Origin of the sequence: Chitinophaga sp. 180180018-3, assembly GCF_037893185.1 — a bacterium.
Classification (GTDB): domain Bacteria; phylum Bacteroidota; class Bacteroidia; order Chitinophagales; family Chitinophagaceae; genus Chitinophaga.
This window is the reverse complement of the sequence record NZ_CP140772.1, coordinates 6,397,505-6,420,846: the sequence shown is the minus strand read 5'-3', so window position 1 is coordinate 6,420,846 and position 23,342 is coordinate 6,397,505. Positions and strand designations below refer to the sequence as shown.

Annotated in this window: 27 protein-coding genes and 1 pseudogene; 24 read left to right on the top strand and 4 right to left on the bottom strand. The window is 43.9% G+C overall.

Features of this window, described 5'->3' with window-relative positions; translation table 11 throughout:
- Positions 1–61 precede the first annotated feature (61 nt).
- The 21 genes and pseudogenes from rplN (at position 62) to carA (ending at position 13,317) form a co-directional block, all read left to right on the top strand.
- Positions 62–430, top strand: coding sequence for a 50S ribosomal protein L14 (gene rplN, locus UNH61_RS25180; protein ID WP_326994778.1), 369 nt, complete (start codon positions 62–64; stop codon positions 428–430).
- Positions 431–590: 160 nt separating this feature from the next.
- Complete coding sequence (gene rplX / locus UNH61_RS25175; protein ID WP_326994777.1) at positions 591–929, top strand: 50S ribosomal protein L24; 339 nt, start codon at positions 591–593, stop codon at positions 927–929.
- Positions 929–1,504 carry a 50S ribosomal protein L5 gene (rplE, locus tag UNH61_RS25170; RefSeq protein WP_326994776.1) on the top strand — a complete coding sequence of 192 codons (576 nt, stop codon included), beginning with the start codon at positions 929–931 and terminating at the stop codon, positions 1,502–1,504. Before rplX ends, rplE begins: the two co-directional genes overlap by 1 nt.
- A gap of 20 nt (positions 1,505–1,524) precedes the next feature.
- Positions 1,525–1,794, top strand: coding sequence for a 30S ribosomal protein S14 (rpsN, locus tag UNH61_RS25165; protein WP_326994775.1), 270 nt, complete (start codon positions 1,525–1,527; stop codon positions 1,792–1,794).
- Positions 1,795–1,893: 99 nt separating this feature from the next.
- Positions 1,894–2,292 (top strand): 30S ribosomal protein S8, encoded by a 399-nt coding sequence (gene rpsH, locus UNH61_RS25160; RefSeq protein WP_326994774.1) that lies wholly within the window; start codon positions 1,894–1,896, stop codon positions 2,290–2,292.
- A 128-nt stretch (positions 2,293–2,420) separates the two neighbouring features.
- The gene (gene rplF, locus UNH61_RS25155; RefSeq protein WP_326994773.1) at positions 2,421–2,975 is read left to right on the top strand and encodes a 50S ribosomal protein L6; all 555 of its coding nucleotides are present in this window, start codon (positions 2,421–2,423) and stop codon (positions 2,973–2,975) included.
- 89 nt (positions 2,976–3,064) lie between these two features.
- The gene (rplR, locus tag UNH61_RS25150) at positions 3,065–3,418 is read left to right on the top strand and encodes a 50S ribosomal protein L18 (protein WP_326994772.1); all 354 of its coding nucleotides are present in this window, start codon (positions 3,065–3,067) and stop codon (positions 3,416–3,418) included.
- A gap of 51 nt (positions 3,419–3,469) precedes the next feature.
- On the top strand, positions 3,470–3,988 hold the full coding sequence (gene rpsE, locus UNH61_RS25145) for a 30S ribosomal protein S5 (RefSeq protein WP_326994771.1): 519 nt from the start codon (positions 3,470–3,472) through the stop codon (positions 3,986–3,988).
- 93 nt (positions 3,989–4,081) lie between these two features.
- Complete coding sequence (gene rpmD, locus UNH61_RS25140; protein ID WP_326994770.1) at positions 4,082–4,267, top strand: 50S ribosomal protein L30; 186 nt, start codon at positions 4,082–4,084, stop codon at positions 4,265–4,267.
- Positions 4,268–4,389: 122 nt separating this feature from the next.
- Complete coding sequence (gene rplO / locus UNH61_RS25135; RefSeq protein WP_326994769.1) at positions 4,390–4,836, top strand: 50S ribosomal protein L15; 447 nt, start codon at positions 4,390–4,392, stop codon at positions 4,834–4,836.
- Positions 4,837–4,914: 78 nt separating this feature from the next.
- Positions 4,915–6,255, top strand: a complete 1,341-nt coding sequence (secY, locus tag UNH61_RS25130) for a preprotein translocase subunit SecY (RefSeq protein ID WP_326994768.1) — start codon at positions 4,915–4,917, stop codon at positions 6,253–6,255.
- A gap of 114 nt (positions 6,256–6,369) precedes the next feature.
- Entirely contained in the window at positions 6,370–7,170 is an 801-nt protein-coding gene (gene map, locus UNH61_RS25125; protein WP_326994767.1) for a type I methionyl aminopeptidase, read from the top strand.
- 147 nt (positions 7,171–7,317) lie between these two features.
- The gene (gene infA / locus UNH61_RS25120) at positions 7,318–7,536 is read left to right on the top strand and encodes a translation initiation factor IF-1 (RefSeq protein WP_012789309.1); all 219 of its coding nucleotides are present in this window, start codon (positions 7,318–7,320) and stop codon (positions 7,534–7,536) included.
- A gap of 68 nt (positions 7,537–7,604) precedes the next feature.
- The gene (rpmJ, locus tag UNH61_RS25115; protein WP_326994766.1) at positions 7,605–7,721 is read left to right on the top strand and encodes a 50S ribosomal protein L36; all 117 of its coding nucleotides are present in this window, start codon (positions 7,605–7,607) and stop codon (positions 7,719–7,721) included.
- A gap of 58 nt (positions 7,722–7,779) precedes the next feature.
- A complete protein-coding gene (gene rpsM / locus UNH61_RS25110; RefSeq protein WP_326994765.1) occupies positions 7,780–8,160 on the top strand; it encodes a 30S ribosomal protein S13 in 381 nt (126 codons plus the stop codon).
- Between the two features lie 109 nt (positions 8,161–8,269).
- Positions 8,270–8,671: a 30S ribosomal protein S11 gene (gene rpsK / locus UNH61_RS25105; protein WP_079470752.1), complete on the top strand. Its 402-nt coding sequence runs from the start codon at positions 8,270–8,272 to the stop codon at positions 8,669–8,671.
- A 152-nt stretch (positions 8,672–8,823) separates the two neighbouring features.
- Positions 8,824–9,429: a 30S ribosomal protein S4 gene (rpsD, locus tag UNH61_RS25100; RefSeq protein WP_326994764.1), complete on the top strand. Its 606-nt coding sequence runs from the start codon at positions 8,824–8,826 to the stop codon at positions 9,427–9,429.
- A 68-nt stretch (positions 9,430–9,497) separates the two neighbouring features.
- Complete coding sequence (locus tag UNH61_RS25095) at positions 9,498–10,493, top strand: DNA-directed RNA polymerase subunit alpha (protein ID WP_326994763.1); 996 nt, start codon at positions 9,498–9,500, stop codon at positions 10,491–10,493.
- Between the two features lie 140 nt (positions 10,494–10,633).
- Positions 10,634–10,996 (top strand): annotated as a pseudogene (gene rplQ, locus UNH61_RS25090) (50S ribosomal protein L17); the annotation flags it as partial.
- A 249-nt stretch (positions 10,997–11,245) separates the two neighbouring features.
- Positions 11,246–12,070: a hypothetical protein gene (locus UNH61_RS25085; RefSeq protein ID WP_326994762.1), complete on the top strand. Its 825-nt coding sequence runs from the start codon at positions 11,246–11,248 to the stop codon at positions 12,068–12,070.
- Positions 12,071–12,204: 134 nt separating this feature from the next.
- Positions 12,205–13,317: a glutamine-hydrolyzing carbamoyl-phosphate synthase small subunit gene (gene carA / locus UNH61_RS25080; RefSeq protein WP_326994761.1), complete on the top strand. Its 1,113-nt coding sequence runs from the start codon at positions 12,205–12,207 to the stop codon at positions 13,315–13,317.
- A gap of 727 nt (positions 13,318–14,044) precedes the next feature.
- Here carA and UNH61_RS25075 read toward each other — a convergent pair.
- Together UNH61_RS25075 and UNH61_RS25070 are read right to left on the bottom strand one after the other, a co-directional pair.
- Positions 14,045–15,244, bottom strand: a complete 1,200-nt coding sequence (locus UNH61_RS25075; protein ID WP_326994760.1) for a pyridoxal phosphate-dependent aminotransferase — start codon at positions 15,242–15,244, stop codon at positions 14,045–14,047.
- A gap of 105 nt (positions 15,245–15,349) precedes the next feature.
- Positions 15,350–15,754, bottom strand: coding sequence for a DUF1573 domain-containing protein (locus UNH61_RS25070; protein ID WP_326994759.1), 405 nt, complete (start codon positions 15,752–15,754; stop codon positions 15,350–15,352).
- A 224-nt stretch (positions 15,755–15,978) separates the two neighbouring features.
- On the opposite strand from UNH61_RS25070, the gene UNH61_RS25065 reads away from it, so the two are divergent.
- From UNH61_RS25065 to UNH61_RS25055, 3 genes are all read left to right on the top strand, one after another.
- The gene (locus tag UNH61_RS25065) at positions 15,979–18,357 is read left to right on the top strand and encodes a thiamine pyrophosphate-dependent enzyme (RefSeq protein WP_326994758.1); all 2,379 of its coding nucleotides are present in this window, start codon (positions 15,979–15,981) and stop codon (positions 18,355–18,357) included.
- 335 nt (positions 18,358–18,692) lie between these two features.
- On the top strand, positions 18,693–19,652 hold the full coding sequence (locus UNH61_RS25060) for a D-2-hydroxyacid dehydrogenase (RefSeq protein ID WP_326994757.1): 960 nt from the start codon (positions 18,693–18,695) through the stop codon (positions 19,650–19,652).
- Between the two features lie 368 nt (positions 19,653–20,020).
- On the top strand, positions 20,021–20,743 hold the full coding sequence (locus tag UNH61_RS25055) for a response regulator transcription factor (protein ID WP_326994756.1): 723 nt from the start codon (positions 20,021–20,023) through the stop codon (positions 20,741–20,743).
- A gap of 84 nt (positions 20,744–20,827) precedes the next feature.
- Here UNH61_RS25055 and UNH61_RS25050 read toward each other — a convergent pair whose 3' ends face one another.
- The gene (locus UNH61_RS25050; protein ID WP_326994755.1) at positions 20,828–21,538 is read right to left on the bottom strand and encodes a YebC/PmpR family DNA-binding transcriptional regulator; all 711 of its coding nucleotides are present in this window, start codon (positions 21,536–21,538) and stop codon (positions 20,828–20,830) included.
- Positions 21,539–21,698: 160 nt separating this feature from the next.
- Positions 21,699–23,195, bottom strand: a complete 1,497-nt coding sequence (locus UNH61_RS25045) for an amino acid permease (RefSeq protein WP_326994754.1) — start codon at positions 23,193–23,195, stop codon at positions 21,699–21,701.
- Positions 23,196–23,342 lie beyond the last annotated feature (147 nt).

Below are 23,342 nucleotides of genomic sequence, written 5' to 3'. Positions count from 1 at the left end.
CAAGCTGCTTCCGGCAAACCCGGGTTCAGCCGCTGACTAAACAATATCAAATCTCATTTCGATGATACAACAAGAATCAAGACTGAGTGTAGCTGATAACAGCGGTGCTAAAGAAGTACTCTGCATCCGCGTATTGGGCAACTCCGGTCAGGACTACGCTAAAGTAGGCGATAAGATCGTGGTAACTGTGAAAGACGCTATCCCTGGTGGCGGTGTGAAGAAAGGTATGGTTACTAAAGCTGTAATCGTAAGAACTAAGAATAAATTACGTCGTAAAGACGGTTCTTATATCCGTTTCGATGATAACGCGGTTGTACTGCTGAATAACTCAGACGAACCTCGCGGTACCCGTATTTTCGGTCCGGTTGCCCGTGAGCTGAGAGACAAGGGCTATATGAAAATTATATCCCTCGCTCCTGAGGTATTATAAAATATTGTCGAGACCGGGATTTTGGGATTTTTATCAAAAAATGCCAAAATCCCGAAATCTCAAAATATTTCTTATCTTTGCAGCCCGTTTGCAAGAACGAGAAAAACATTTATCAAGCGAAACAATTGTTTCGCTTGGCGTTTATAAATAAATCAAAGTAATGAAAACTAGATTTAAGCCTAAATTCAACATTAAGAAAGGCGACCTGGTTGCGGTGATTGCCGGCGATGATAAGGACAGGACGAAGCCACGCAAAGTGCTGGAAGTACAGCCTGACAAAGCCCGCATTCTTGTAGAAGGTGTTAACATTATTACCAAACACACCAAGCCTACTGCTCAGAATACCAAAGGTGGTATTGTTAAGCAGGAAGCTCCTATTGCTATCTCTAACGTGATGCTGTGGGATGCCAAAGCTGGTAAACCTACCAAAGTAAGCAGGCAGAGGGAAAATGGTAAATTAATTCGTATCGCTAAAAAATCAGGGGAGGTAATTAAATAATGTCAAACACAAAATACACTCCGAGACTGCAGAAGAAATACAAGGATGAGGTGAAAGCTGCACTGATGAAGAAATTCAACTACAAAAGTGTAATGCAGGTACCTCGTCTGGTTAAAATTTGCCTGAACCAGGGTATTAATGGTGCAGTAGGTGATAAGAAGCTGGTAGACATTGCTGTGGACGAAATGACCCGTATCTCTGGTCAAAAAGCCATCCCTACCTTGTCTAAGAAAGATATTTCTAACTTCAAACTCAGAAAGAACATGCCTATCGGTGCACGTGTAACGCTGCGCAGCACTAATATGTATGACTTCCTGGATCGTCTGATCTCTGTTTCCCTTCCTCGTGTACGTGACTTCAAAGGTATCAACGAAAAAGCTTTTGATGGCCGTGGTAACTACACAATGGGCGTAACTGAGCAGATCATCTTCCCTGAGATCGACATCGATAAAGTAACTAAAATATCCGGTATGGATATCACTTTCGTTACTACTGCCCAAACTAACGAAGAAGCTTACGAGCTGCTGAAAGAAATGGGTATGCCGTTCAGGAATATGAAAAAAGATAATCAGTAAATCGAAACGATAATATAATTATGGCAAAAGAATCCGTAAAAGCCAGACAAAGGAAAAGAGAAGCTATGGTAGCTAAGTTTGCTGAAAAACGCGCTGCCCTGAAAGCTGCCGGTGACTACGCTGCACTCGACCAGCTTCCTAAAAACGCTTCTCCTGTTCGTCTGAAAAACAGATGCCAGATGACCGGCCGTCCTAAAGGATATATGCGTCATTTCGGCCTGTGCAGGAACATGTTCCGCGACCTGGCTCTCGCAGGTAAAATCCCTGGTGTAAGAAAAGCCAGCTGGTAAGAATTTCAGAGTGCTTAACCGCCTCCACTATTAGTTATTTGATTCCCATCTTATTACGATTGGATATCGCATTGTAAACATTATCAAACTATTTAAACAATGGTTACTGATCCAATAGCAGACTTCCTGACCCGTATCCGGAACGCGCAAATGGCCACCCACAGGATTGTGGAAATTCCGGCTTCCAAGCTGAAAAAACGTATTACAGAAATTCTGTACGATAAAGGTTATATCCTGAAGTACAAATTCGAGGATGATACCAAACAAGGTGTGATCAAGATCGCCCTGAAGTATGATCCCGTATCTAAAGAGCCCGCTATCAAGGAATTGCAACGCATCAGCCGTCCAGGTCTGCGCCAGTACGCAAAACCGGAGGAATTTAAGCGTGTGAAGAATGGTTTGGGCGTGGCTATCATCTCTACTTCCAAAGGTGTAATGACCGATAAGGAAGCTAAAGCTCAGAACGTAGGTGGCGAAATTGTTTGCTACGTATATTAATATATTTTGAATGACCGACGGTTATCCGGCGGTCATTCGCACACAGGCTATCTGACAATTAAGCTCTCTATACGGCGCTGAACACTGATAGCTGGTATCTAAATATCAAACAACTTTAAACTAAAGTTATGTCTCGTATAGGTAGAAGTCCTATTAAATTGGTAAGCGGCGTTACAGTTACCGTATCTGCGGCTAACGAAGTAACCGTAAAAGGCCCTAAAGGTGAACTGAAACAGGCCATCGACAGGGATATTAAAGTAGAAGTAAAGGATGGCGTGGTTAACGTAACCCGCCCAACAGACCAGATTCGCCACAGAGCGCTGCACGGTTTATACCGCGCATTGCTGGCTAATATGGTGCTGGGTGTAACTGAAGGCTTTAAGAAACAGCTGGAGCTGGTGGGTGTGGGTTATAAAGCCGCTAACTCCGGTCAGTTGCTGGATCTCGCATTAGGTTATTCTCACAATATCATCTTCGAAGTTCCTAAAGAACTGAAAGTATCTACCCTGACTGAAAAAGGTCAGAACCCTAAGATCATGCTGGAAGGTATTGATAATCAATTACTGGGTCAGGTAGCTGCTAAAATCCGCAGCCTGCGTAAACCAGAGCCTTACAAAGGTAAAGGTGTTCGCTACAGCGATGAAGTGGTACGTAAGAAAGCTGGTAAATCAGCAGGTAAATAAAATATTTAATTGGCTAATCAGCCTTCCGGGCTGGTTAGCCGGTTTTAACAGATATCCCGGCAGCATCGGGGTAATAAAATAAAACTCAAATGAGCACAAAAGTTAACAGGAGACAGAAAATCCGTTACCGCATCCGTAAGAAAATCTCCGGTACTGCAACGCAGCCAAGATTGTCTGTTTTCCGCAGTAACAGCGATATCTATGTGCAATTGATCGATGATACCAATGGCACTACCCTGGCAGCGGCTTCTTCCCGTGATAAGGATATCCAGGCCCAGAAAGGTACCAAATCTGAAAAATCCGCACTGGTAGGTAAAGCGCTGGCTGTAAAAGCACTGGCACTGGGTCTGACTACCTGCGTTTTCGACAGAAGTGGTTATTTATATCATGGCCGCGTGAAAAGCGTAGCTGACGGAGCAAGAGAAGGCGGTCTTCAGTTCTAATCAGGAGCCCGGATTTTTATAATTCTGAACAAGTAATTCTCATAAAATAAAATGGCAAAGAATTCATTCAATAAAGTAAAGGCTGGTGATCTGGAGCTGAAAGAGAAAGTAGTGGCGATCAACCGTGTTACTAAAACCACTAAAGGCGGTCGTACATTCAGTTTCTCTGCCCTGGTAGTTGTAGGTAACGAAAACGGCGTTGTAGGTCACGGTCTCGGTAAAGCTAAAGAAGTGCAGCAGGCTATTACCAAAGGTATAGACGATGCAAAAAAGAACCTGATCAAGGTTCCTGTAATGCACGGTACCATTCCTCACGATCAGTTTGCTAAAGAAGGTGCCGCTAAGGTACTGATTAAGCCAGCTGCTCATGGTACTGGTGTGATCGCTGGTGGTTCTATGCGTGCTGTACTGGAAAGTGCTGGTGTAACAGACGTACTGGCAAAGTCTTTAGGTTCTGCTAACCCACACAACGTGGTAAAAGCTACCTTTAAGGCGCTGGGCCTGTTACGCGAACCAATCGGTATCGCTAAAACCAGAGGCGTTGCCCTGAAGAAAGTTTTCAACGGATGATTATTACCCGCTCTCTGAGCAGGTGCTGTCCTGAAAATTTTGAAAATATTACATTAACAATTAAATTACTCCGCTTTTAGCGGATAGGGGTTTATGGCAAAGATTAAGATCACTCAAGTGAAAAGTGGTATAGACCGTCCTGAAAGGCAGAAACTGACCTTGAAGGCACTGGGCCTGACTAAAATGCACGCTGCTGTTGAAGTAGAAGCAACTCCTCAGATCCTGGGTATGGTCCGTAAAGTAAATCACCTCGTAACGGTAGAAACAGTAAACGCTTAATTTTAAGTAACACTGCTGTGGGATTGTCTGTTGATAATCTTACCTTTACATTTGTAACTTTACCATTTTTATTTTATTAAAGCGAGCGGTTAATTTCCGCGTAAGTAAAAACAATTAACATTATGAATCTGCATTCATTACAGCCTGCTAAAGGTTCTGTACATAAAGAAAAACGTCTCGGACGTGGTGAGGCTTCCGGTAAAGGTGGTACCTCTACAAAAGGTAATAAAGGTATTCAGCAACGCGCCGGTTATGCCAGCAAGAAAGGCTTCGAAGGAGGTCAGATGCCAATCCAGCGCCGTATGCCTAAACGTGGTTTCAAAAACAATAACCGCGAAGAATACACCATCTTCAACCTGGGTCAGCTGGATCATTTAGTTGAAAAATACGGCCTCCAGGAATTCAATCTGGAAAGCCTGTATATGAACGGTCTGGTTAACAGAACTGCCAAAGTTAAGATCCTCGCCAACGGTGAGCTCAAAACCAAGGTAACTGTTAAAGTAAACGCTATCAGCGAAAAAGCTAAACAGGCCATCGAAACAGCAGGTGGATCAGTAGAACTGGTATAAGACTTTACGACTGAGGAGACGCCTACGGAGTAGTGCGTCTTTTCATATTTAATAGCGCTATTAAACCTTTATCTTCCTGTGAAGAAATTTATCGAAACGATTAAGAATATCTGGAGCATCGAGGATCTGCGTAACCGCATCCTGACCACCCTGCTCCTGGTCCTCATCTACCGCATAGGATCCTATATCGCTTTGCCTGGCATTGATGCAAACGCGCTCACCAACTTTGAGAAAAATTCTAATCAAGGTATCCTGGGTTTAGTTAACATGTTTGCCGGTGGATCGTTTTCAAGGGCGTCCATATTCGCGTTAGGTATCATGCCTTACATCTCTGCTTCAATCGCTATCCAGCTGTTGACCATAGCAGTTCCTTATTTTCAGAAACTGCAGAAAGAAGGTGAAAGCGGCCGCAAAAAGATCAACCAGTTTACCCGTTATCTCACAGTAATAGTAACAGGTTTCCAGGCAAGCGCTTATGTAGCTTATCTGCGTAATCAATCCGGTGGCGCTATTATCGCTGAATACGGCACCTTTTTCTTCTGGCTCTCTACCACTGTTGTGCTTACAGCAGGTACCCTGTTTGTAATGTGGCTCGGTGAAAAGATCACAGATAAAGGTATCGGTAATGGTACTTCCATCATCATCATGATGGGTATCCTTGCCCGTCTGCCGCAGGCGCTCGTCGCAGAGTTCTCCAGTAAGGTTGCAGGTGAAGCGGGTGGACCGATCCTGTTCCTCATTGAAATCGCTATCTTCATCCTGATCACAGTAGGTCTGATCCTCCTGGTACAGGGTACAAGGAAAATACCGGTGAATTATGCTAAACGTATCGTTGGTAATAAACAATATGGTGGTGTACGCCAGTTCATTCCCCTCAAAGTGAATGCTGCAGGTGTTATGCCTATCATCTTCGCTCAGGCGATCATGTTTATTCCCGCTACTGCGATAGGTTTTGCTACTTCCGACAATGCCTCCGGCTTTATCCGCATTTTTAGCGATCATACTAATGGCTGGTACAACCTGATTTATGCGGTGCTCGTTATCGTATTTACTTACTTCTATACTGCGTTGATTTTCAATCCAACTCAAATGGCGGATGAAATGAAACGTAATAACGGATTCATTCCGGGTGTTAAGCCTGGTAAAGCAACGGCCGATTATATCGGAGCTGTGATGGACCGTATCACACTGCCTGGAGCATTCTTCCTGGCACTGGTAGGTATATTGCCAGGTGTAGCTGCCGCATTTAAAGTGAACAGCAACTTTGCTACCTTCTTTGGTGGTACATCCCTGCTGATCATGGTGGGTGTTATCCTGGATACACTGCAACAAATTGAAAGCCAGCTGCTCATGCGCCATTACGATGGTCTGATGAGCACAGGCCGCATTAAGGGCAGAACTGCTCCTGCAAATGCGTGATAAGATATAGCATAAGCCTTTGGCTTTAAAAGAAAACAGCGGAGAATAACATATGGTGTGTTCTCCGCTGCATTTTTACTAAGCGTTAAAGGCCGACAGCTAAAAGCTATTAACATGATTCACTATAAGACGAAGGAAGAAATAGAACTCATACGCAAAAGCGCCAGCATCCTCAGTGCTGCGCTGGCTGAAGTAGCTCGCTCTATCAAACCTGGTATGAGCACCCTGGATGTGGATGCAATCGCGGATAAGTTCATTGTTGAAAATGGTGGAACCCCTTCTTTTAAAAACTATAAAGGATTCCCCAATGCCTGCTGCATTTCCGTAAATGAGCAGGTAGTACATGGTATCCCTAATACATACGTACTGAAGGATGGCGATATCGTAACAGTGGATGTAGGCGTTTATATGAATGGTTATCACTCCGATAGCGCCTATACCTTTGCCATCGGTAATGTGGCCGAAAATGTGCTACGACTGATGACGGCTACTAAAGCTTCCCTGTATAAAGGAATAGAAAAGGCTATTGTAGGCAACAGGGTAGGAGATATCTCCTACGCCATTCAGGAATATACCGAGAAAGAACGTGGTTATGGTGTAGTAAGGGAACTGGTAGGGCACGGCCTTGGCCGCCACCTGCATGAAGATCCGCAGGTTCCTAACTACGGTAAGAGAGGCAGTGGCCCGATCATGAAAGAAGGATTGGTAATTGCCATCGAACCCATGATCAATCTCCGCTCCAAGGATGTAGAGTACCTGGAAGATGGGTGGACTGTTGCTACCCGCGATGGTAGTCCGTCTGTTCACTTCGAACATACGGTAGCGGTTGGTAAAGGAAAGGCTGATGTGTTGTCTAGTTTTACAGAGATCGAAAAAGCAGAGAAAAACAACCCTGAATTGAATTCAAATTATTAATCGGAATTTTAGTTTTATCTAATATAAACGGCTTTTGAAAGATAATCAAATGGTTTTTCGAGTAAAAACTGGCAATATTAATAATAATCGGGGTAAATTTTTCTATTTCAAAAGATAAATGCTATCTTTGCAGTCCTAAAAATTTTTATGGCAAAACAGGCACTCATTAAACAGGATGGAATTATATTAGAAGCCTTGTCGAACGCTATGTTCCGTGTAAAACTGGAAAACGGGCATGAGATCCTGGCCACCATTTCTGGAAAAATGAGAATGCACTACATACGCATTCTGCCAGGGGATAAGGTAGGCGTGGAAATGAGCCCGTACGATTTGTCAAGGGGCCGTATAATTTTCAGATACAAATAGACAGGAGAATCAGAAGGGACCGGCAAAACAATTTAACAAATATCATAACCTTTTATAAAGTAATAATCATGAAGGTAAGAGCTGCAATCAAAAAAAGAAGCGCGGATTGTAAAATAGTTCGTAGGAAAGGCGTTTTGTTGGTGATCAACAAAAAGAACCCTCGTTATAAACAGCGCCAGGGTTAATCAATTCCTTGTGGAATTTGATTTTAAATCAGAATCATATTAAATCTAAAATAGAAATATGGCACGTATAGCCGGTATAGATCTTCCTAAAAATAAAAGAGGAGAAATTGGTCTTACCTATATCTTTGGTATAGGCCGTTCTACCGCCCAATATATCCTGAACAAGGCGGAAATTGATGTAAACAAAAAGGTGCGCGATTGGAATGACGACGAACAAGCCGCCATTCGTAACATTATTAACGGTGAGTTTAAGGTAGAGGGTCAACTGCGTTCTGAAGTACAAATGAATATCAAGCGTCTGCTGGATATCGCTTGCTACCGTGGTCTGCGTCACAGGAAAGGCTTACCGGTAAGAGGTCAGCGTACACGTACTAACAGCCGTACCCGTAAAGGTAAGCGTAAGACAGTGGCTGGTAAGAAAAAAGCAACTAAGAAATAATAAATAAAATCCCAGGTTGAAATCCCAAGTCCGAATATGCGGGGTTTCAATGGCAAGTGAGTCATGTAAATTTGGGATGCGGAATTTCATATTTGGAATTTAAATCATTATGGCAAAAGCAAATAATACAAAAACTGCTGCTAATAAGAAAAGAGTAGTAAAAGTAGATAACTACGGAGATGTTCATATCTCCGCTAGCTTTAACAACATCATCGTAAGCATTACCAACAAACATGGTCAGGTTATTTCCTGGTCTTCTGCTGGTAAAATGGGCTTCAGAGGTTCTAAAAAGAACACTCCGTATGCAGCTCAGCTGGCTGCACAAGATGCTGCTAAAGTAGCTATGGACTCAGGTCTGAAAAGAGCAGACGTTTTTGTAAAAGGCCCTGGAGCTGGTCGTGAAAGCGCTATCCGTGCTATCGCTAATTCCGGTATCGAAGTGAACATGATTAAAGACGTTACGCCTTTACCTCACAACGGTTGCCGTCCTCCTAAGAAAAGAAGAGTATAGCATAATATATTTGCAGCTTCCAGGTACCAGATTTCAGATGAAATTTGGTATCTGGACGTTGTAGTTTATCAATAATTGGGTGCATGATCAGGTTTTCAGATTTTTTGAAGAGCATGCATCATTAACTAAAAAATCTAAAGTATATTTAAAACATGGCAAGGTACACAGGACCAAAAACCAAAATTTCCAGAATTTTTGGCGAACCCATTCTCGGTAATGGAAAGTATTTAAACAAGAACAGCAACCCTCCGGGTCAGCACGGTGCTAACCGTAAACGTAAACAGTTAGGTGAATACGCACTGCAGCTGAGAGAAAAACAAAAAGCTAAATACACTTACGGTCTGCTGGAGCGCCAGTTCCGCAACCTGTTCGATGAAGCTACCCGTAGAAAAGGCGTTGCCGGTGAAGTATTGATCAAATTGCTGGAAGCTCGCCTGGATAACACCGTTTTCCGTCTCGGTATCGCTCCTTCCCGTCCTGCTGCCCGTCAGCTGGTTTCTCACAAACACATCACCGTTAACGGTATTGTGGTAAATACTCCTTCTTTCCAGCTGAAACCAGGTGATGTAATCAGCCTGAAAAATAAAGCTGCAAACAATTCAGCCCTCACCAGCGTTATCCGTGGAAAAAATCCTAAGTTCAGCTGGTTAGACTGGAACGAGAAAGAAATGAAAGGCGTATTCATTGCTTATCCTGAGAGAGAGAGCGTTCCTGAAAATATCAAGGAACAACTGATTGTAGAATTGTACTCTAAGTAATAAATAATAGTCCATGGCCAGTTGGTCATGGACTAACTTCATATTTAACAAATAAATCTATCATATCAATGGCAATTTTAAATTTCCAGAAACCTGATAAGATCGTTTTGCAGAAGTCTACTGACTTTGAAGCTCAATTCGAATTCCGTCCATTAGAACCAGGTTATGCTGTGACTGTCGGTAATGCGTTACGTCGCGTACTGTTGTCTTCTTTGGAGGGCTATGCCATTGTGGGTATTAAAATTGAAGGAGCTGATCACGAGTTTGCTACACTGAAAGGTGTTACTGAAGACGTTACTGAGATCATCCTGAACCTGAAACAGGTTCGTTTCAAAAGGATCTCTGAAAATGATGTAGCGAACGAAAAGATTACGCTGTCCATCAAGGGTAAAACAGAGTTCCGTGCTGATATGATTGAAAAAGCCACCAGTGCTTTCCAGATCATGAACCCAGACCTGTTGATCTGTACCCTGGATCCTTCTGCCAAGCTGGATATCGAACTGACCATCGGTAAAGGCCGTGGTTACGTTCCGGCTGAGGAAAATAAACCCAAAGATGCAGTATTTGGCTACATTGCTATCGACTCTATCTTTACGCCTATCAAAAACGTAAAGTACAGTATAGAAAACACCCGTGTGGAACAGAAAACTGACTATGAGAAACTCGTTATGGAGGTTGTCACTGATGGTACTATCCACCCGGAAGAAGCAGTTAAGCAAGCTTCCCGTATCCTCATTCAGCACCTGATGATCATCACTGATGAAAATATCAGTTTTGATACTAAAGACGCTGAGAAAGAAGATGTGGTAGATGAACAAACACTGCAGCTGCGTAAGATACTGAAAACACCGCTGGAAGATCTCGATCTGAGTGTACGTGCATTCAACTGTCTGAAAGCAGCAAAAATCAATTCACTCAGCGAACTGGTACAATACGAACAGGAAGAACTGATGAAGTTCAGAAACTTCGGCCAGAAATCACTGAGCGAAATTGAACAGGTATTAGGCGAAAGAGGTCTGCACTTCGGTATGGATCTGTCTAAGCTGAAACTGGAAGAAGAATAGAATTAATGAATTGAGCACTGAGTGTGGAGAACTGGCTAAGCAACGCTTCAGCCCCAGATTCCAGATTCTTAACGCTTAATTTTTCTTTAAAAAGTACCTTACAATTCCTGACACGGTGTAAGGGATAAAATACAAATGTCATGCGTCACGGAGTTAAATTAAACAAATTAAGCAGAACTGCTTCCCACCGTAAAGCCCTGATGTCTAATCTGGCTTGCGAACTGATCAGCCACAAACGTATCACCACTACACTGGCAAAGGCTAAATCCCTGCGCGTGTATGTTGAGCCGCTGCTGACCAGGGGTAAAACTGATTCTACTCACAACCGTAGGATCGTGTTCAGCTATCTGCAGGACAAAGAAGCTATCAAGGAACTGTTTGGTACAATCAGCGAAAAAATTGCTACCCGTCCTGGTGGTTACACCCGTATCATTAAACTGGGCAAACGTGTGGGCGATAACGCTGAAGTTGCACTGATTGAACTGGTAGACTTCAACGAAGTTTACGGTAAAACAACAGAAAAAGCTGCAGCTAAGAAAACCCGTCGTGCTGGTGGTGCTAAGAAAAAAGCTGATGCTACCGAAACCAAAGCTGACGCTACTGAAACTAAAGCAGCTGATGCCACTGAAGAAAAATCTGCTGAGTAATTCTTCATTAACGATACAAGAAAAAGGACAAAGCCCGGCTTTGTCCTTTTTTATGCGTTTATAAATGTATAAATTTCGTAATATTACAGTGCAATCACCTTACTTATGAAATACCTGCGCTGTGATACCTGTGGGCATCCCAACCCGATGAAATCTGAATACCTGACCTTTTGTGATGCCTGTGGAAAGAAGTTGCCTCTGGCTTTTGCCGAATGGAGAAAACTACATCCTATGGTCTCTTTTGAAGAGTATATCCGGGAAGTAGGATTCTCCCCAAAAAATATCCCGGAAACATTCACCGGGCGACTGAAAAAGTCAATCCGGCCTGCCAGCAGGCGGAAAGTAATATGGTTTCTGGCTGTTTTCGCCGTACTGATCGCCGTTACCGGAACCTTGTTCGGGAAGAAAGCAGTATATACCCTAATGTATCCCCGGGTGCCCGCCAGTTATCTCTACCGTAACTGGCAACACGTTACCATTGGCCGGCAGGCATTGGAAATAAATACGCCGGTGAAACTATGGATACACGATCAACCCCTTGATCCGGAAGATGCAAAGGTCACAGAATATGCAAAAACCTATAAGAATGAGGATGGTAGCGGAATCCAGATTACAGTGAATATGCATAGTTTTCAGCCGAACGTGGCTAATACACTGGAAGAAGCCATTGCAGCGGCACATATTAATTTACAGCTCCGGGAAACGGCTGCCGATATCAATTGCAAAGCCGTACCAGTGTTGATTTCCGGAATCCAGGGGATGCTGGAGGAAGGCAATTACCTGTACAGAGGGAGTATAAAGTTATCGTTCTGCAATCTGGTAATGACCAAAGAACGGCACCGGTGGCAAATCTTTATTAGTTATCGGGACGATGACCCCGTCGGGCATCAGGTTGCCCAACGGATACTTAAATCTGTAAAAATTAAGTAACATATCTTCTGGCAAAAAAAATCTGTAATTAACTGTTGCATTTCATACCTTTGCACGGTTTTTTATCCGAACCTTCAGGGCGCGCAGACCCTTGAAGGTTTTTTTTGAAATATAAAACAAGACAGATACCAGAAATGCCTCAGACTAGAACCATCCAACCTGCCATACTGCTATTAGAAGACGGTACGGTTTTTCAGGGAAAAGCTTTTGGAAAAATCGGCACTGCCTCCGGCGAATTGGCGTTCAATACCGGTATGACGGGTTACCAGGAAGTGTTTACAGACCCTTCCTATAAAGGTCAGGTGTTGATTATGAACAACTGCTACATCGGTAACTATGGAACCAGAAAAACGGATGTGGAAAGTGGCAGTGTGAAAATCAACGGTTTGATTGCTAAGAATATCGCTTACAACTACTCCAGGAAAATGGCGGACGAGTCACTGGAGCAGTTCCTGACCGACAACAACCTGGTAGCTATCTATGATGTCGACACTCGCGCACTCGTTTCTCATATCCGCAGTAAAGGAGCAATGAATTGTATCATTTCTTCCGAAATTCTGGATATTCATCAGTTGAAAGCTGAATTAGCTAAGGTGCCATCTATGGAAGGGCTTGCCCTGTGCAAAGAAGTGACCACTTCTGAAGTATACAACATAGGGGATCCTAATGCAGAGATCCGTATCGCGGTATTGGATAACGGGGTGAAAAGAAACATGCTGAAATGCCTCTCTGAAAAAGGCGCTTACCTGCAGGTTTTCCCGACAGATACTAAGTTTGAAGTATGTGAGGAGTTCAAACCACATGCGTATTTCATCTCCAATGGCCCTGGCGATCCGGCTCCGCTGACGTATGCTGTGGAAACGGTAAAACAAATCCTGGCGGCAGAGAAACCAATGTTCGGTATCTGCCTCGGACATCAGTTGTTGGCTCTTGCCAATGGCATCCCTACCTATAAAATGCACCACGGCCACCGCGGATTGAATCACCCGGTTAAGAATCTGAGAACCGGTCTTTGTGAGATCACCACTCAAAACCACGGTTTTGCGGTTGATGCTAAAGCCATCGCAGCCAGTGAGCATATAGAGGTAACGCATGTCAACCTGAACGATCATACAGTGGAAGGTATCCGGATTAAGAATAAACCAGCATTCAGTGTGCAATATCACCCGGAATCGACACCTGGTCCGTTCGATAGCCGTTATCTGTTCGATGACTTTTTCACCATGATCAAAGAATACAAAAAATAGCTGTTAGCCTGTAGCTATTAGCCATAAAAACGAATCACCGAAGCGTATAATATTAAAATCGCTTCGGTGATTCGTTTTTATGGCTGGTAGTCTGGTACAAAAAAGACGGTCCTGAGGAATCAGGACCGTTGCATTTTAAAATTCCACGTTATGAAAACAAACGAATGTTACCAAGGAGGTAAATCCGCCCGTTTTATTACATAACAATATTATAGAAAAAAGGTAAACCGGAACGCGAATATTTTAAGAATATTTATGCCCCAACTGAAAATTTGACTGTTTATAGGAAGAAATGGACAGATTAGGGCAAAAAAATACGGCTCTGTGATCAGAGCCGTTTGCCTTTATAAATTCCACGTTATGAAAAACTGATACAAAAATACGATATTTTGCTAAAACGTTTTAGTAAATCTTTGAGTTTTACAGAAGACTGATAAATCTTCCTGTAATTGATAAGTCAAAGTTCGGACCAATTAAACTTATTAAGAAATAAAGCAGGTTAATTTTTTCTTAAACAAGTTTAGATTTTGCCGACTATCGCATTTGTAAATAATTTATAATTTGATTTATATTTCTTGTTTTGTTGTTTCTTCATCAAATGTACAAAAAATAAATTGACTTTTGCAAGTATCCAATGTTAAAATTTTGTGTTTTTGATGGAAAATATAAACATATATTTATTTATAATATAAATATAACCTTTTTCATTTTCCCTATTGGAAAAAAATTATTTGGAAGTTTTACCCGGATAAGCTTCCAATGCTTTTTCGAGGCAGACCATCGCATGACGGATGTTTGTTGTATTCAGCACATAGGCGAACCGTACTTCATTTTTGCCTAGTCCCGGCGTAGCATAAAAACCGGTTCCCGGCGCCATCATTACAGTTTGCCCCTCGTGGGAGAACGATTCCAATATCCACTGACAAAATTTGTCGGCATCATCGATTGGTAACCGGGCCATTGCATAAAAAGCGCCTCCCGGATTCGGACAAAACACGCCCGGAATCTTGTTCAGCATCTCTACCAGCACATCACGGCGGCTCAGATACTCGGCCTTGATACCATCGAAATAGTTCATTGGAAGGTCTATAGCCGCTTCTCCGGCGATCTGCGCGAAGGAGGGAGGGCTCAGACGGGCCTGAGCGAACTTCATCACTGCATCCAGCACCTGTTGGTTTTTGGTAACAAATGCTCCGATACGACCACCACAGGCACTATATCTCTTGGAAATGGTATCCATCAGGATCACATTGTTTTCCAGCCCCTCCAGGTTCATCGCGGAAAAATGCTGCCCTGTATAGCAGAATTCACGGTAGGCCTCGTCAGAGAACAGGAAAAGGTTGTATTTAAGACACAGTTGTTTTAATATTTCCATTTCTTCCTGACTATACAGATAGCCGGTAGGGTTATTGGGATTACAGATCAGTATCGCCTTAGTACGGGGAGTGATCGCTTTTTCAAAATCGGTCATCGCCGGCAGGGCAAACCCCGTTTCTATGCTGGAAGTAATGGTTTTGATCTTTATTTCTGCTTCCACAGCAAAGCCATTGTAATTGGCATAAAAGGGCTCCGGCACAATTACTTCATCTCCCGGATCCAGGCAGGCCATAAACCCAAATATGATGGCTTCGGATCCCCCGGTAGTTACAATGATCTGGTTATGGTTTACGGAAATATTGAACCGGTCGTAATAAGAAACCAGTTTACGACGATAGCTCTCGTTTCCTGCGCTGTGGCTGTATTCCAGGATCTTGAACTCTGAATGGCGCACGGCGTCCAGTACGGGTTTGGGCGTTTCTATATCCGGCTGTCCAATGTTGAGATGATATACTTTCACCCCTCTTTTCTTGGCCTCTTCAGCGAATGGTACAAGCTTTCTGATGGGAGAAGGTGGCATCTGCTCACCTCTCTGGCTAATGGTAGGCATAAAATTGTTTTGATTCTTGGTTTGCAAAGATAGGGGATAGTATGAGCAACAAAAAAACCTTACAGCCATTGGCTGTAAGGTCTTAATTATGTTTAAAGGAGACTATTACTTGTTGTTGGAACTAACTGTACCTGTCAGGTGCAGTTCCTTATCCTGATCTACTCCTCTGAACTTAACCCAGATGGTTTTATTCTGCTGACCCAAACCGTTAGCGCTGTAGCTCGCGGTTACTTTACCTTTCTTACCAGGCAGAATTGGTTCCTGTGTCCATTTGGGAGTAGTGCAACCGCAACTTGCACGGGCAGTTTCGATCAGCACCGGCTCTTTGGAAATATTAGTGAATTCGAAGTCAACACTAACAGGTTTGTTCAATTCAGTTTTTCCGAAGTCTATAGTTTCTTTGGCAAATTTTACTTTGGTGTCAGCTGCATTCTGAGTTGCTGCACTTTGAGCCCACAAAGCTGTTGTCAACAGCATGCTCGCAAACAGGGATAAGATAAATTTTTTCATTTTCATATGATGGTTTTAAAGCTACCGGTTAAAAAAAATTAATATCTTTTATGGCAAGAACAAATTTACGGCCAAAAAGTATTACAATACTTACAATTTATTAAATTCCTATTAAAAAAAATCAGATTATTTTAAATGGTAGATTTACAACATTTTTGAACTGTATAATTAACCTTACTTTTGTGTTTTAACAACCAGGCATGATAGAAAATAACGAACTAGCTATGAATTTAGAAAGCCGGTTATCATTCGAAGAATTCCGCAAGGAAGTATTAAATGATTACAGGTTGGCCTGCGAAAGCAGGGAAGTTAGTCTGCTGGCCCGTAGGGAAGTGCTTACAGGTAAGGCAAAATTTGGCATTTTTGGAGATGGTAAGGAAGTGGCGCAGATTGCAATGTCGAAATACTTTCAGCCAGGGGACTTTCGTTCCGGTTACTATCGCGACCAAACCATAGCCTTTGCCACAGGAATGGCCACGGCAGAACAATACTTCTCGCAGTTGTATGCTGATCCGGATCAGAATAATGATCCTTTCTCCGGCGGGCGTCAGATGAATTCGCATTTTGCTACGCCTAATCTTGATAAAGACGGCAACTGGCTGAACCTGGTGGAAATGAAGAATTCGGCGGCCGACATGGCGCCAACTGCTGCCCAGATGCCTCGCGCGCTGGGACTGGCGTATGCCTCTAAAGTATTTCGTGAAGTTGAAACTTTACATTCATATAAAGGACTGTCTAACAATGGTAACGAGATCTGTTTTGCTACTATCGGTGACGCCTCTACGTCGGAAGGACATTTCTGGGAAACCATGAATGCTGCTGGTGTGCTGCAGGTACCACTGGCTGTATTTGTATGGGATGATGGATATGGTATCTCGGTTCCCCGTAAATACCAGACTACTAAAAACTCTATCAGCATTGCCCTGGAAGGTTTCCGCAAAGCGGATGGCACTAACGGGTTCGATATCTATAATGTAAAAGGATGGGATTATGCCGGCATGTGTGAGGTGTTTGAAGCTGCTATCCGCAAGATGCGTGAAACGCATATCCCCGCGCTTTTCCATGTGGAAGAGATTACACAGCCACAGGGGCACTCTACCAGCGGTTCTCACGAACGCTATAAAAGTAAGGAGCGCCTGGCCTGGGAAAAGGAATTTGACTGTAACACTAAAATGCGTTCCTGGATTATAGAAAACGCATTAAGTGATGAGGATACTTTGAAAGCAATTGAGGCTGCTGCTAAAGTAAAGGCACAGGAAGCCCGGAAAACTGCCTGGGAAAAGTACATTGCTCCCATCAGGGATCATGTACAACGCTTTATTGCGGTTGCTACACCGGTTGCTGCGCTGGAAGGTGCTGATACCAATATGATCAACATGGCTGTTCGTGATGTACAGAACAATCGCGAACCACTTCGCCGTGATATATTAAAAGCCGCTGCCACCATCCTGCTGAAGCACAGAGCGTTGCGTCAGGATGCTGCTGTGCAGGCGTTGCAACAGTTTTACGATAGCTATTTGCAGGAAGAAAAAGAGAATTACAATACGTATCTCTACGCCACTGGCGTAAATTCTGCGCTGAATGTACCGGTAGTACCGGCCATTTATGAGGCCGACAGTATTACCGTCAACGGCTATGAAATCATTAATAAATATTTTGATCAGCTGTTCACCAACAATCCCCGTGTATTTGCTTTTGGAGAAGATGTGGGCAAGATTGGGGATGTGAATCAGGGCTTTGCCGGATTACAACAGAAACACGGAAAAGATCGTATAAGCGATACCGGTATAAGGGAACTGACTATCATGGGACAGGGCATAGGTCTGGCATTGCGCGGATTACGCCCGATAGCCGAGATCCAGTATCTTGATTATATCCTCTACGGTTTGCAGCCGCTGAGCGACGATGTGGCTTCCCTGCAGTATCGTACAAAAGGCATCATGCATTGCCCGCTGATTGTGCGTACCCGCGGACACCGGCTGGAAGGTATCTGGCACAGTGGTTCTCCGATGGGAATGATCGTGAATGCGCTTCGTGGTATGTATGTATGCGTGCCCCGTAACATGGTGCAGGCAGCAGGTATGTATAACACGCTCTTACTGGCCAATGAACCGGCACTCGTTATTGAATCCCTGAATGGTTACCGCCTGAAGGAAAAACTACCGGCTAACCTGGAAGCATATACGGTGCCATTGGGCATTCCGGAAGTATTGCATGAAGGAACCGATGTAACCATTGTTACCTATGGTTCTACTACGCGCATTGCCGAAGAAGCAATTGCCACACTTCAGGAAGTGGGCGTTTCCTGCGAACTGATAGACGTGCAAACCCTTTTGCCTTTTGATATTCATCATAGCATTGTACAATCGCTGAAGAAAACCAACCGCATACTTTTCGTAGACGAGGATGTACCGGGAGGGGGCACAGCCTACATGTTCCAGCAGGTGATAGAGGAACAGGGAGGCTACCGCTGGCTGGATGTGACACCAAGAACATTAAGCGCACAGGCACATCGCCCGGCTTATGGCTCTGACGGCGATTATTTTTCCAAACCCAATGCGGAAGATATTGTACGTGAAGTAATGGAGATGATGGAAGAATAACCATTATCTGAAATAAATTAAACGCCGGTTCCTGAGCAGGGGACCGGCGTTGTTATTAATTGGCGAAGCCATCATGCTAGCATAGATCTGCTGCGTGATGGCTTCTTAGTTAATGTTAAGCAGTTGTAAGGCTCAGTATTGTGCTCCTATTATGGCGGTGCAAAGGTGTAGTCTTTTTTTTGATCAACAACGGCGAGGTATCGGAGTTAATGATTATTTCATGTGAGTATAATGAGATAGAAGAGCTACCCGGAAGTGGATTTATTTTATATTTTGTGAGATAAAATAATGACGGGTTCCATATTATCTGAAAATACTGAAACAGGTAAGTAATTATGAAGAAAAATATCGTAGTACTTGACGGTTATACACTCAACCCCGGAGACCTCGACTGGAGCGCATTACAGGCATTGGGTAATGTTACTGTTTACGAACGTACACCGGAAGCGGATGTAGCAGCACGTGCAAAAGATGCTCATATTATACTCACAAACAAAGCTGTGGTGAATGCAGCAGCTATCGAACAGTTACAACACCTGGAGTATATTGGCGTAACTGCCACAGGGTATAATGTGGTGGATATTGCTGCAGCAGCGAAAAAACAAATTCCGGTTACCAATGTACCTGCCTACAGTACGGCCGCTGTTGCTCAGCTGACTTTTGCGCTGATCCTGGAACTCTGCCATCACACCGGCTTACATGCGGAGAGCGTGAGAGCAGGAGAGTGGAACGCCTCAGCTGATTTTAGCTACTGGAAAACTACATTAACAGAACTCGATGGAGGTACTATGGGCATAGTAGGATTCGGACAAATAGGACGGTCAGTAGCGCGTATTGCCCAGGCTTTTGGTATGAACGTTATCGCCAGCCATAAACATCCCGAGCGGGATCGTATGGAAGGTGTGGCGTTCGTAGACCTGGCCACCTGTTTCCGGGAAGCAGACGTAGTATCGCTTCATTGCCCGTTGAATGCCGAAAACCGGGAATTCGTAAATAGTGCGTTGCTCGCTACCATGAAAAAAACGGCTTTCCTGATCAATACCAGTCGCGGGCCACTCATAAAAGAAGCCGATCTGGCAGCAGCCCTGCAAAAAGGAGTGATTGCCGGAGCGGCGCTGGATGTATTATCCACAGAGCCTCCGGCCCCCGATAATCCGTTGATCAATGCTCCCAATACTATTATTACACCCCATATTGCCTGGGCTACACAAGCTGCCAGGAAAAGGCTGATGAAAGCAGCTGTAGAAAACTTAGCGGCATTCCTGGAAGGGAAGCCGAGGAACAGGGTTAACTAATAATGAGGAATGAATAGTGAAGAATTAATGGGGAGATGGTAAACGAAAAGATCCCTTTCGCTACTATCTCCCCATTAATTCTTCACTATTCATTCCTCATTATTAATTTTTAAAAGAAATCTCCCTTTCTTATCCCCCGCCCGAATAAATCTCCTGTTTTTAATATCGAAGGACCCAAACAGAAATTAACCATCTAAGGGGTATACCACAACATAGAATGGCTGAAATGAATGCCTCTCTGGAACTGAATGAGGATGAATGGCTATAGTATGGTTATGTTATTTAAATTTGGATAAACGTACCCGGAACGCTTTTAAAAAAGGTACACTTCAACTGAAATCTGATTTTGTTGCTAAAAACCAACACATATGCAATCAAGCATTCTTCTGGTAGAGGACGATATTTTTTTCGCTAAAGTGGTAAAACGGCAGCTTGAAAGGGCTGGATACATGGTTCACCTTTGTGAGAACGGGGAAGAGGGCTGGGAGAAATTCCAGAAACACGTTTTTGATCTTTGTCTGCTGGATGTAGTCATGCCTAAAAAGGATGGATTCGCGTTAGCAGAGGACATCAGGTCAATGGATGTTAATATACCCATTCTGTTTACAACCTCCCGGTATATGGAGCAGGACAAGCTGAAGGGGTTTGAATGCGGAGCTGATGACTATATCATAAAGCCTTTCAGCATTCAGGAACTGCTTTGCAGGGTGGAAGTATATCTAAAACGCAGCCGGCTGCTTAAAAGCGAACGCCGTATTGTATACACGATCAGCAACCTGATTTTTGATTATTCACAATATCATATAAGGCATAAAGATGCCGACTCCCATGTTCGTATGGCCCCAAAAGAAGCGGAATTACTTCGCTTTCTCTGCGAAAATTCAAACAAAAAACTGAAGAAAGATGATATCCTGTCTTGTATCTGGGGGCAGGAAGACTTCTTTGCTTCCCGTGTAATGGACGTTTACCTGACCCGCCTTCGGAAGCATATTGCACAGGATCCTTCCGTTAAACTGGAAACCTATCATGGTAAAGGGCTGATGTTCATTACAGATGATCTGGGAAGATCTCACAGTATTTTTAAAATTTAGCTGTATTGGTTTAGTAGTTAACCGTATCCAATGGAAAAAACGTCCGCTGTATCAGCGGACGTTTCTTTTTATGGGGATCATTCATTATTTCAGATTGTGGAAAACCTGCTGTACGTCGTCATCCTGTTCCAGGCGGTCTACCAGTTCCAACACTTCCTTCGCCTGCTCATCGTTCAGCTCTACCGTGGTGGAAGGGATGCGTTTCAGCTCGGAGCTGATCACTTCCAGGCCTTTTTCTTCCAGCGCTTTGGCCATATTGCCGAATTCATTGAAAGCAGCACGGATAATAATATTGCCCTCACTATCTTCACCAATTTCTTCCAGACCAAAATCAATCAGTTCCAGTTCCAGTTCTTCCAGATCCTGGCCGGCATTCTTTGCTTTAAATTCACCAACACGGTTAAATATAAAGCCTACAGAACCGCTGTTACCCAGGCTGCCTCCACCTTTGGTGAAGTGCATACGCAGGTTGGCAACAGTGCGGGTGGTATTGTCAGTAGCTGTATCAATCATTACCGCTACGCCATGCGGAGCATAACCTTCATATACAACTTCTTCATAATCAGTTTTGTCTTTTCCTACAGCACGTTTGATAGCCGCGTCTACACGGTCTTTCGGCATGTTCACACTCTTGGCGTTCAGTATACAGCGGCGTAGAGCGGGGTTGTTGTCAGGATCAGGTCCACCGGCTTTAACAGCAATGGCAATTTCCTTTCCTATTCTTGAAAATGCTTTCGCCATTTTGTCCCAGCGGGCAAACATGGTTGATTTTCTTACTTCAAATATTCTTCCCATTGGAGTGGTATAATTAGTATTGACTTGTAAAAACAGAACGCAAAAATAAGAAATTTCAGATTCAGGAGTAGCCTGTCAGCGGATTTAACTAAAGCGGAGAACAAAACAAGGACTATTTTCCTGTTTTGTTCTCCGCCAGACTGAAGTCGCGAAATGGCCGTTATTCGGTCATCTTGCGAACTTTACTATGTTTTACACTGTAACCGAAGTAGATCAGCAGACCAATTCCCAGCCATACAAACAAACGGGTCCAGTTTTCTATACCCAGGCTGATGATCATTACGGTGCAGAAAATGGCTCCTACAATCGGTACAACCGGCACCCATGGCGTTTTGAAGGCGCGGGGGGCATCAGGACTGGTTTTGCGCATTACTACCACGCCTATACAAACCAGTACAAACGCAAACAGGGTACCAATGCTGGTCATATCGCCTACCACATTGTCTGGTACGAATGCTGCGAACAGCGATACAAATACAAAGAACATTGCCTGTGAGCGGTGAGGCGTACGGTAAGTGGGGTGCAGCTTTGCAAATACAGGTGGTACCAGCCCGTCATTGGACATGGAGTAGAATACCCTGGTTTGTCCGAGCAGCATGACCAGGATCACAGAAGAGAAACCTGCGAGGATAGCCACAGTGATAAAGGTCGACAGCCAGCTGTAACCGTGCATGTAAGTATCGATCGCATATGCAATGGAAGCCTCACCACCAGCTTTCAGGAAATCCTGAAAAGGTGCAATACCAGTCAGCACATAAGAGAACAGTATATAGAGTACGGTGCATATAGCGAGCGACAGCAGGATCCCGATAGGCATATTACGCTTTGGGTTCTTCGTTTCCTGTGCAGCGGTGGATACGGCATCGAATCCGATAAAGGCGAAGAATACCACTCCGGCGCCTCTTAACACACCTGGCCATCCGTGGTTCCAGAAATTAGAATAATCCACTATCTGACCATTGTGCATTTTAATAGAACCAGCATCAGCAGAGATGGTGAACGGAGTGTGGTTGGCAGGATTGATGAACTGCCAGCCCAGAAAAATGAACAGCAGCACGATACCCACTTTGGTAATTACGATGATGTTGTTCACAATAGCGGAACCCTGGATACCCCTGATCAGCAGCAGGGTGAGCAGTAGCAGGATGCCTACAGCCGGAAGGTTCATGATACCATGCACGCCTGCATCTGATACCTCAAAAGGGCTATGCGACCATTCATAAGGTATCGTGACATTGAATACAGAAGTAAGCAGTTTATTCAGGTATTGCGACCATCCTATGGCCACAGTTGCACCAGCCAATGCATATTCCAGTACCAGATCCCATCCAATGATCCAGGCTACGAATTCTCCCAGAGTGGCGTAGGAGTAGGTATATGCACTTCCGGCAATCGGTATCATAGAGGCAAATTCGGCATAGCATAAACCTGCGAGGGCACAACCTATGGCGGCAATGATGAAGGAAACAATTACTGCAGGACCAGCGTGTTGGCTGGCTGCAGCTGCGGTTCTTACAAAGAGGCCGGCGCCGATGATAGCGCCAATACCCAGGGCAATCAGTGAACCGGCTCCAAGGGTTCTTTTCAGACCCTTTTCGGAATCTCCCGCTTCAGCCATTAATACAGATAGTTGTTTTTTAGCAAAAAGTTTGCTCATACGCAGTCGTATTGTGGTTGATGTTTTAAGGTAGTTTAGTTTGTTGTTGTTTTCAAGTTGATCGCCAAATATAATATCTAAAATCAAAACCGGACGTTTTATTTTGCCCGTTCCTGCGCATGTTTAGCCGCATAACCTTATTTTTGG

Coding starts and splice junctions, on each gene's coding strand:
- rplN (WP_326994778.1), top strand. CDS start 62: ATGATACAACAAGAATCAAGACTGAGTGTAGCTGATAACAGCGGTGCT.
- rplX (WP_326994777.1), top strand. CDS start 591: ATGAAAACTAGATTTAAGCCTAAATTCAACATTAAGAAAGGCGACCTG.
- rplE (WP_326994776.1), top strand. CDS start 929: ATGTCAAACACAAAATACACTCCGAGACTGCAGAAGAAATACAAGGAT.
- rpsN (WP_326994775.1), top strand. CDS start 1,525: ATGGCAAAAGAATCCGTAAAAGCCAGACAAAGGAAAAGAGAAGCTATG.
- rpsH (WP_326994774.1), top strand. CDS start 1,894: ATGGTTACTGATCCAATAGCAGACTTCCTGACCCGTATCCGGAACGCG.
- rplF (WP_326994773.1), top strand. CDS start 2,421: ATGTCTCGTATAGGTAGAAGTCCTATTAAATTGGTAAGCGGCGTTACA.
- rplR (WP_326994772.1), top strand. CDS start 3,065: ATGAGCACAAAAGTTAACAGGAGACAGAAAATCCGTTACCGCATCCGT.
- rpsE (WP_326994771.1), top strand. CDS start 3,470: ATGGCAAAGAATTCATTCAATAAAGTAAAGGCTGGTGATCTGGAGCTG.
- rpmD (WP_326994770.1), top strand. CDS start 4,082: ATGGCAAAGATTAAGATCACTCAAGTGAAAAGTGGTATAGACCGTCCT.
- rplO (WP_326994769.1), top strand. CDS start 4,390: ATGAATCTGCATTCATTACAGCCTGCTAAAGGTTCTGTACATAAAGAA.
- map (WP_326994767.1), top strand. CDS start 6,370: ATGATTCACTATAAGACGAAGGAAGAAATAGAACTCATACGCAAAAGC.
- infA (WP_012789309.1), top strand. CDS start 7,318: ATGGCAAAACAGGCACTCATTAAACAGGATGGAATTATATTAGAAGCC.
- rpmJ (WP_326994766.1), top strand. CDS start 7,605: ATGAAGGTAAGAGCTGCAATCAAAAAAAGAAGCGCGGATTGTAAAATA.
- rpsM (WP_326994765.1), top strand. CDS start 7,780: ATGGCACGTATAGCCGGTATAGATCTTCCTAAAAATAAAAGAGGAGAA.
- rpsK (WP_079470752.1), top strand. CDS start 8,270: ATGGCAAAAGCAAATAATACAAAAACTGCTGCTAATAAGAAAAGAGTA.
- rpsD (WP_326994764.1), top strand. CDS start 8,824: ATGGCAAGGTACACAGGACCAAAAACCAAAATTTCCAGAATTTTTGGC.
- UNH61_RS25095 (WP_326994763.1), top strand. CDS start 9,498: ATGGCAATTTTAAATTTCCAGAAACCTGATAAGATCGTTTTGCAGAAG.
- UNH61_RS25085 (WP_326994762.1), top strand. CDS start 11,246: ATGAAATACCTGCGCTGTGATACCTGTGGGCATCCCAACCCGATGAAA.
- carA (WP_326994761.1), top strand. CDS start 12,205: ATGCCTCAGACTAGAACCATCCAACCTGCCATACTGCTATTAGAAGAC.
- UNH61_RS25075 (WP_326994760.1), bottom strand. CDS start 15,244: ATGCCTACCATTAGCCAGAGAGGTGAGCAGATGCCACCTTCTCCCATC.
- UNH61_RS25070 (WP_326994759.1), bottom strand. CDS start 15,754: ATGAAAAAATTTATCTTATCCCTGTTTGCGAGCATGCTGTTGACAACA.
- UNH61_RS25065 (WP_326994758.1), top strand. CDS start 15,979: ATGAATTTAGAAAGCCGGTTATCATTCGAAGAATTCCGCAAGGAAGTA.
- UNH61_RS25060 (WP_326994757.1), top strand. CDS start 18,693: ATGAAGAAAAATATCGTAGTACTTGACGGTTATACACTCAACCCCGGA.
- UNH61_RS25055 (WP_326994756.1), top strand. CDS start 20,021: ATGCAATCAAGCATTCTTCTGGTAGAGGACGATATTTTTTTCGCTAAA.
- UNH61_RS25050 (WP_326994755.1), bottom strand. CDS start 21,538: ATGGGAAGAATATTTGAAGTAAGAAAATCAACCATGTTTGCCCGCTGG.
- UNH61_RS25045 (WP_326994754.1), bottom strand. CDS start 23,195: ATGAGCAAACTTTTTGCTAAAAAACAACTATCTGTATTAATGGCTGAA.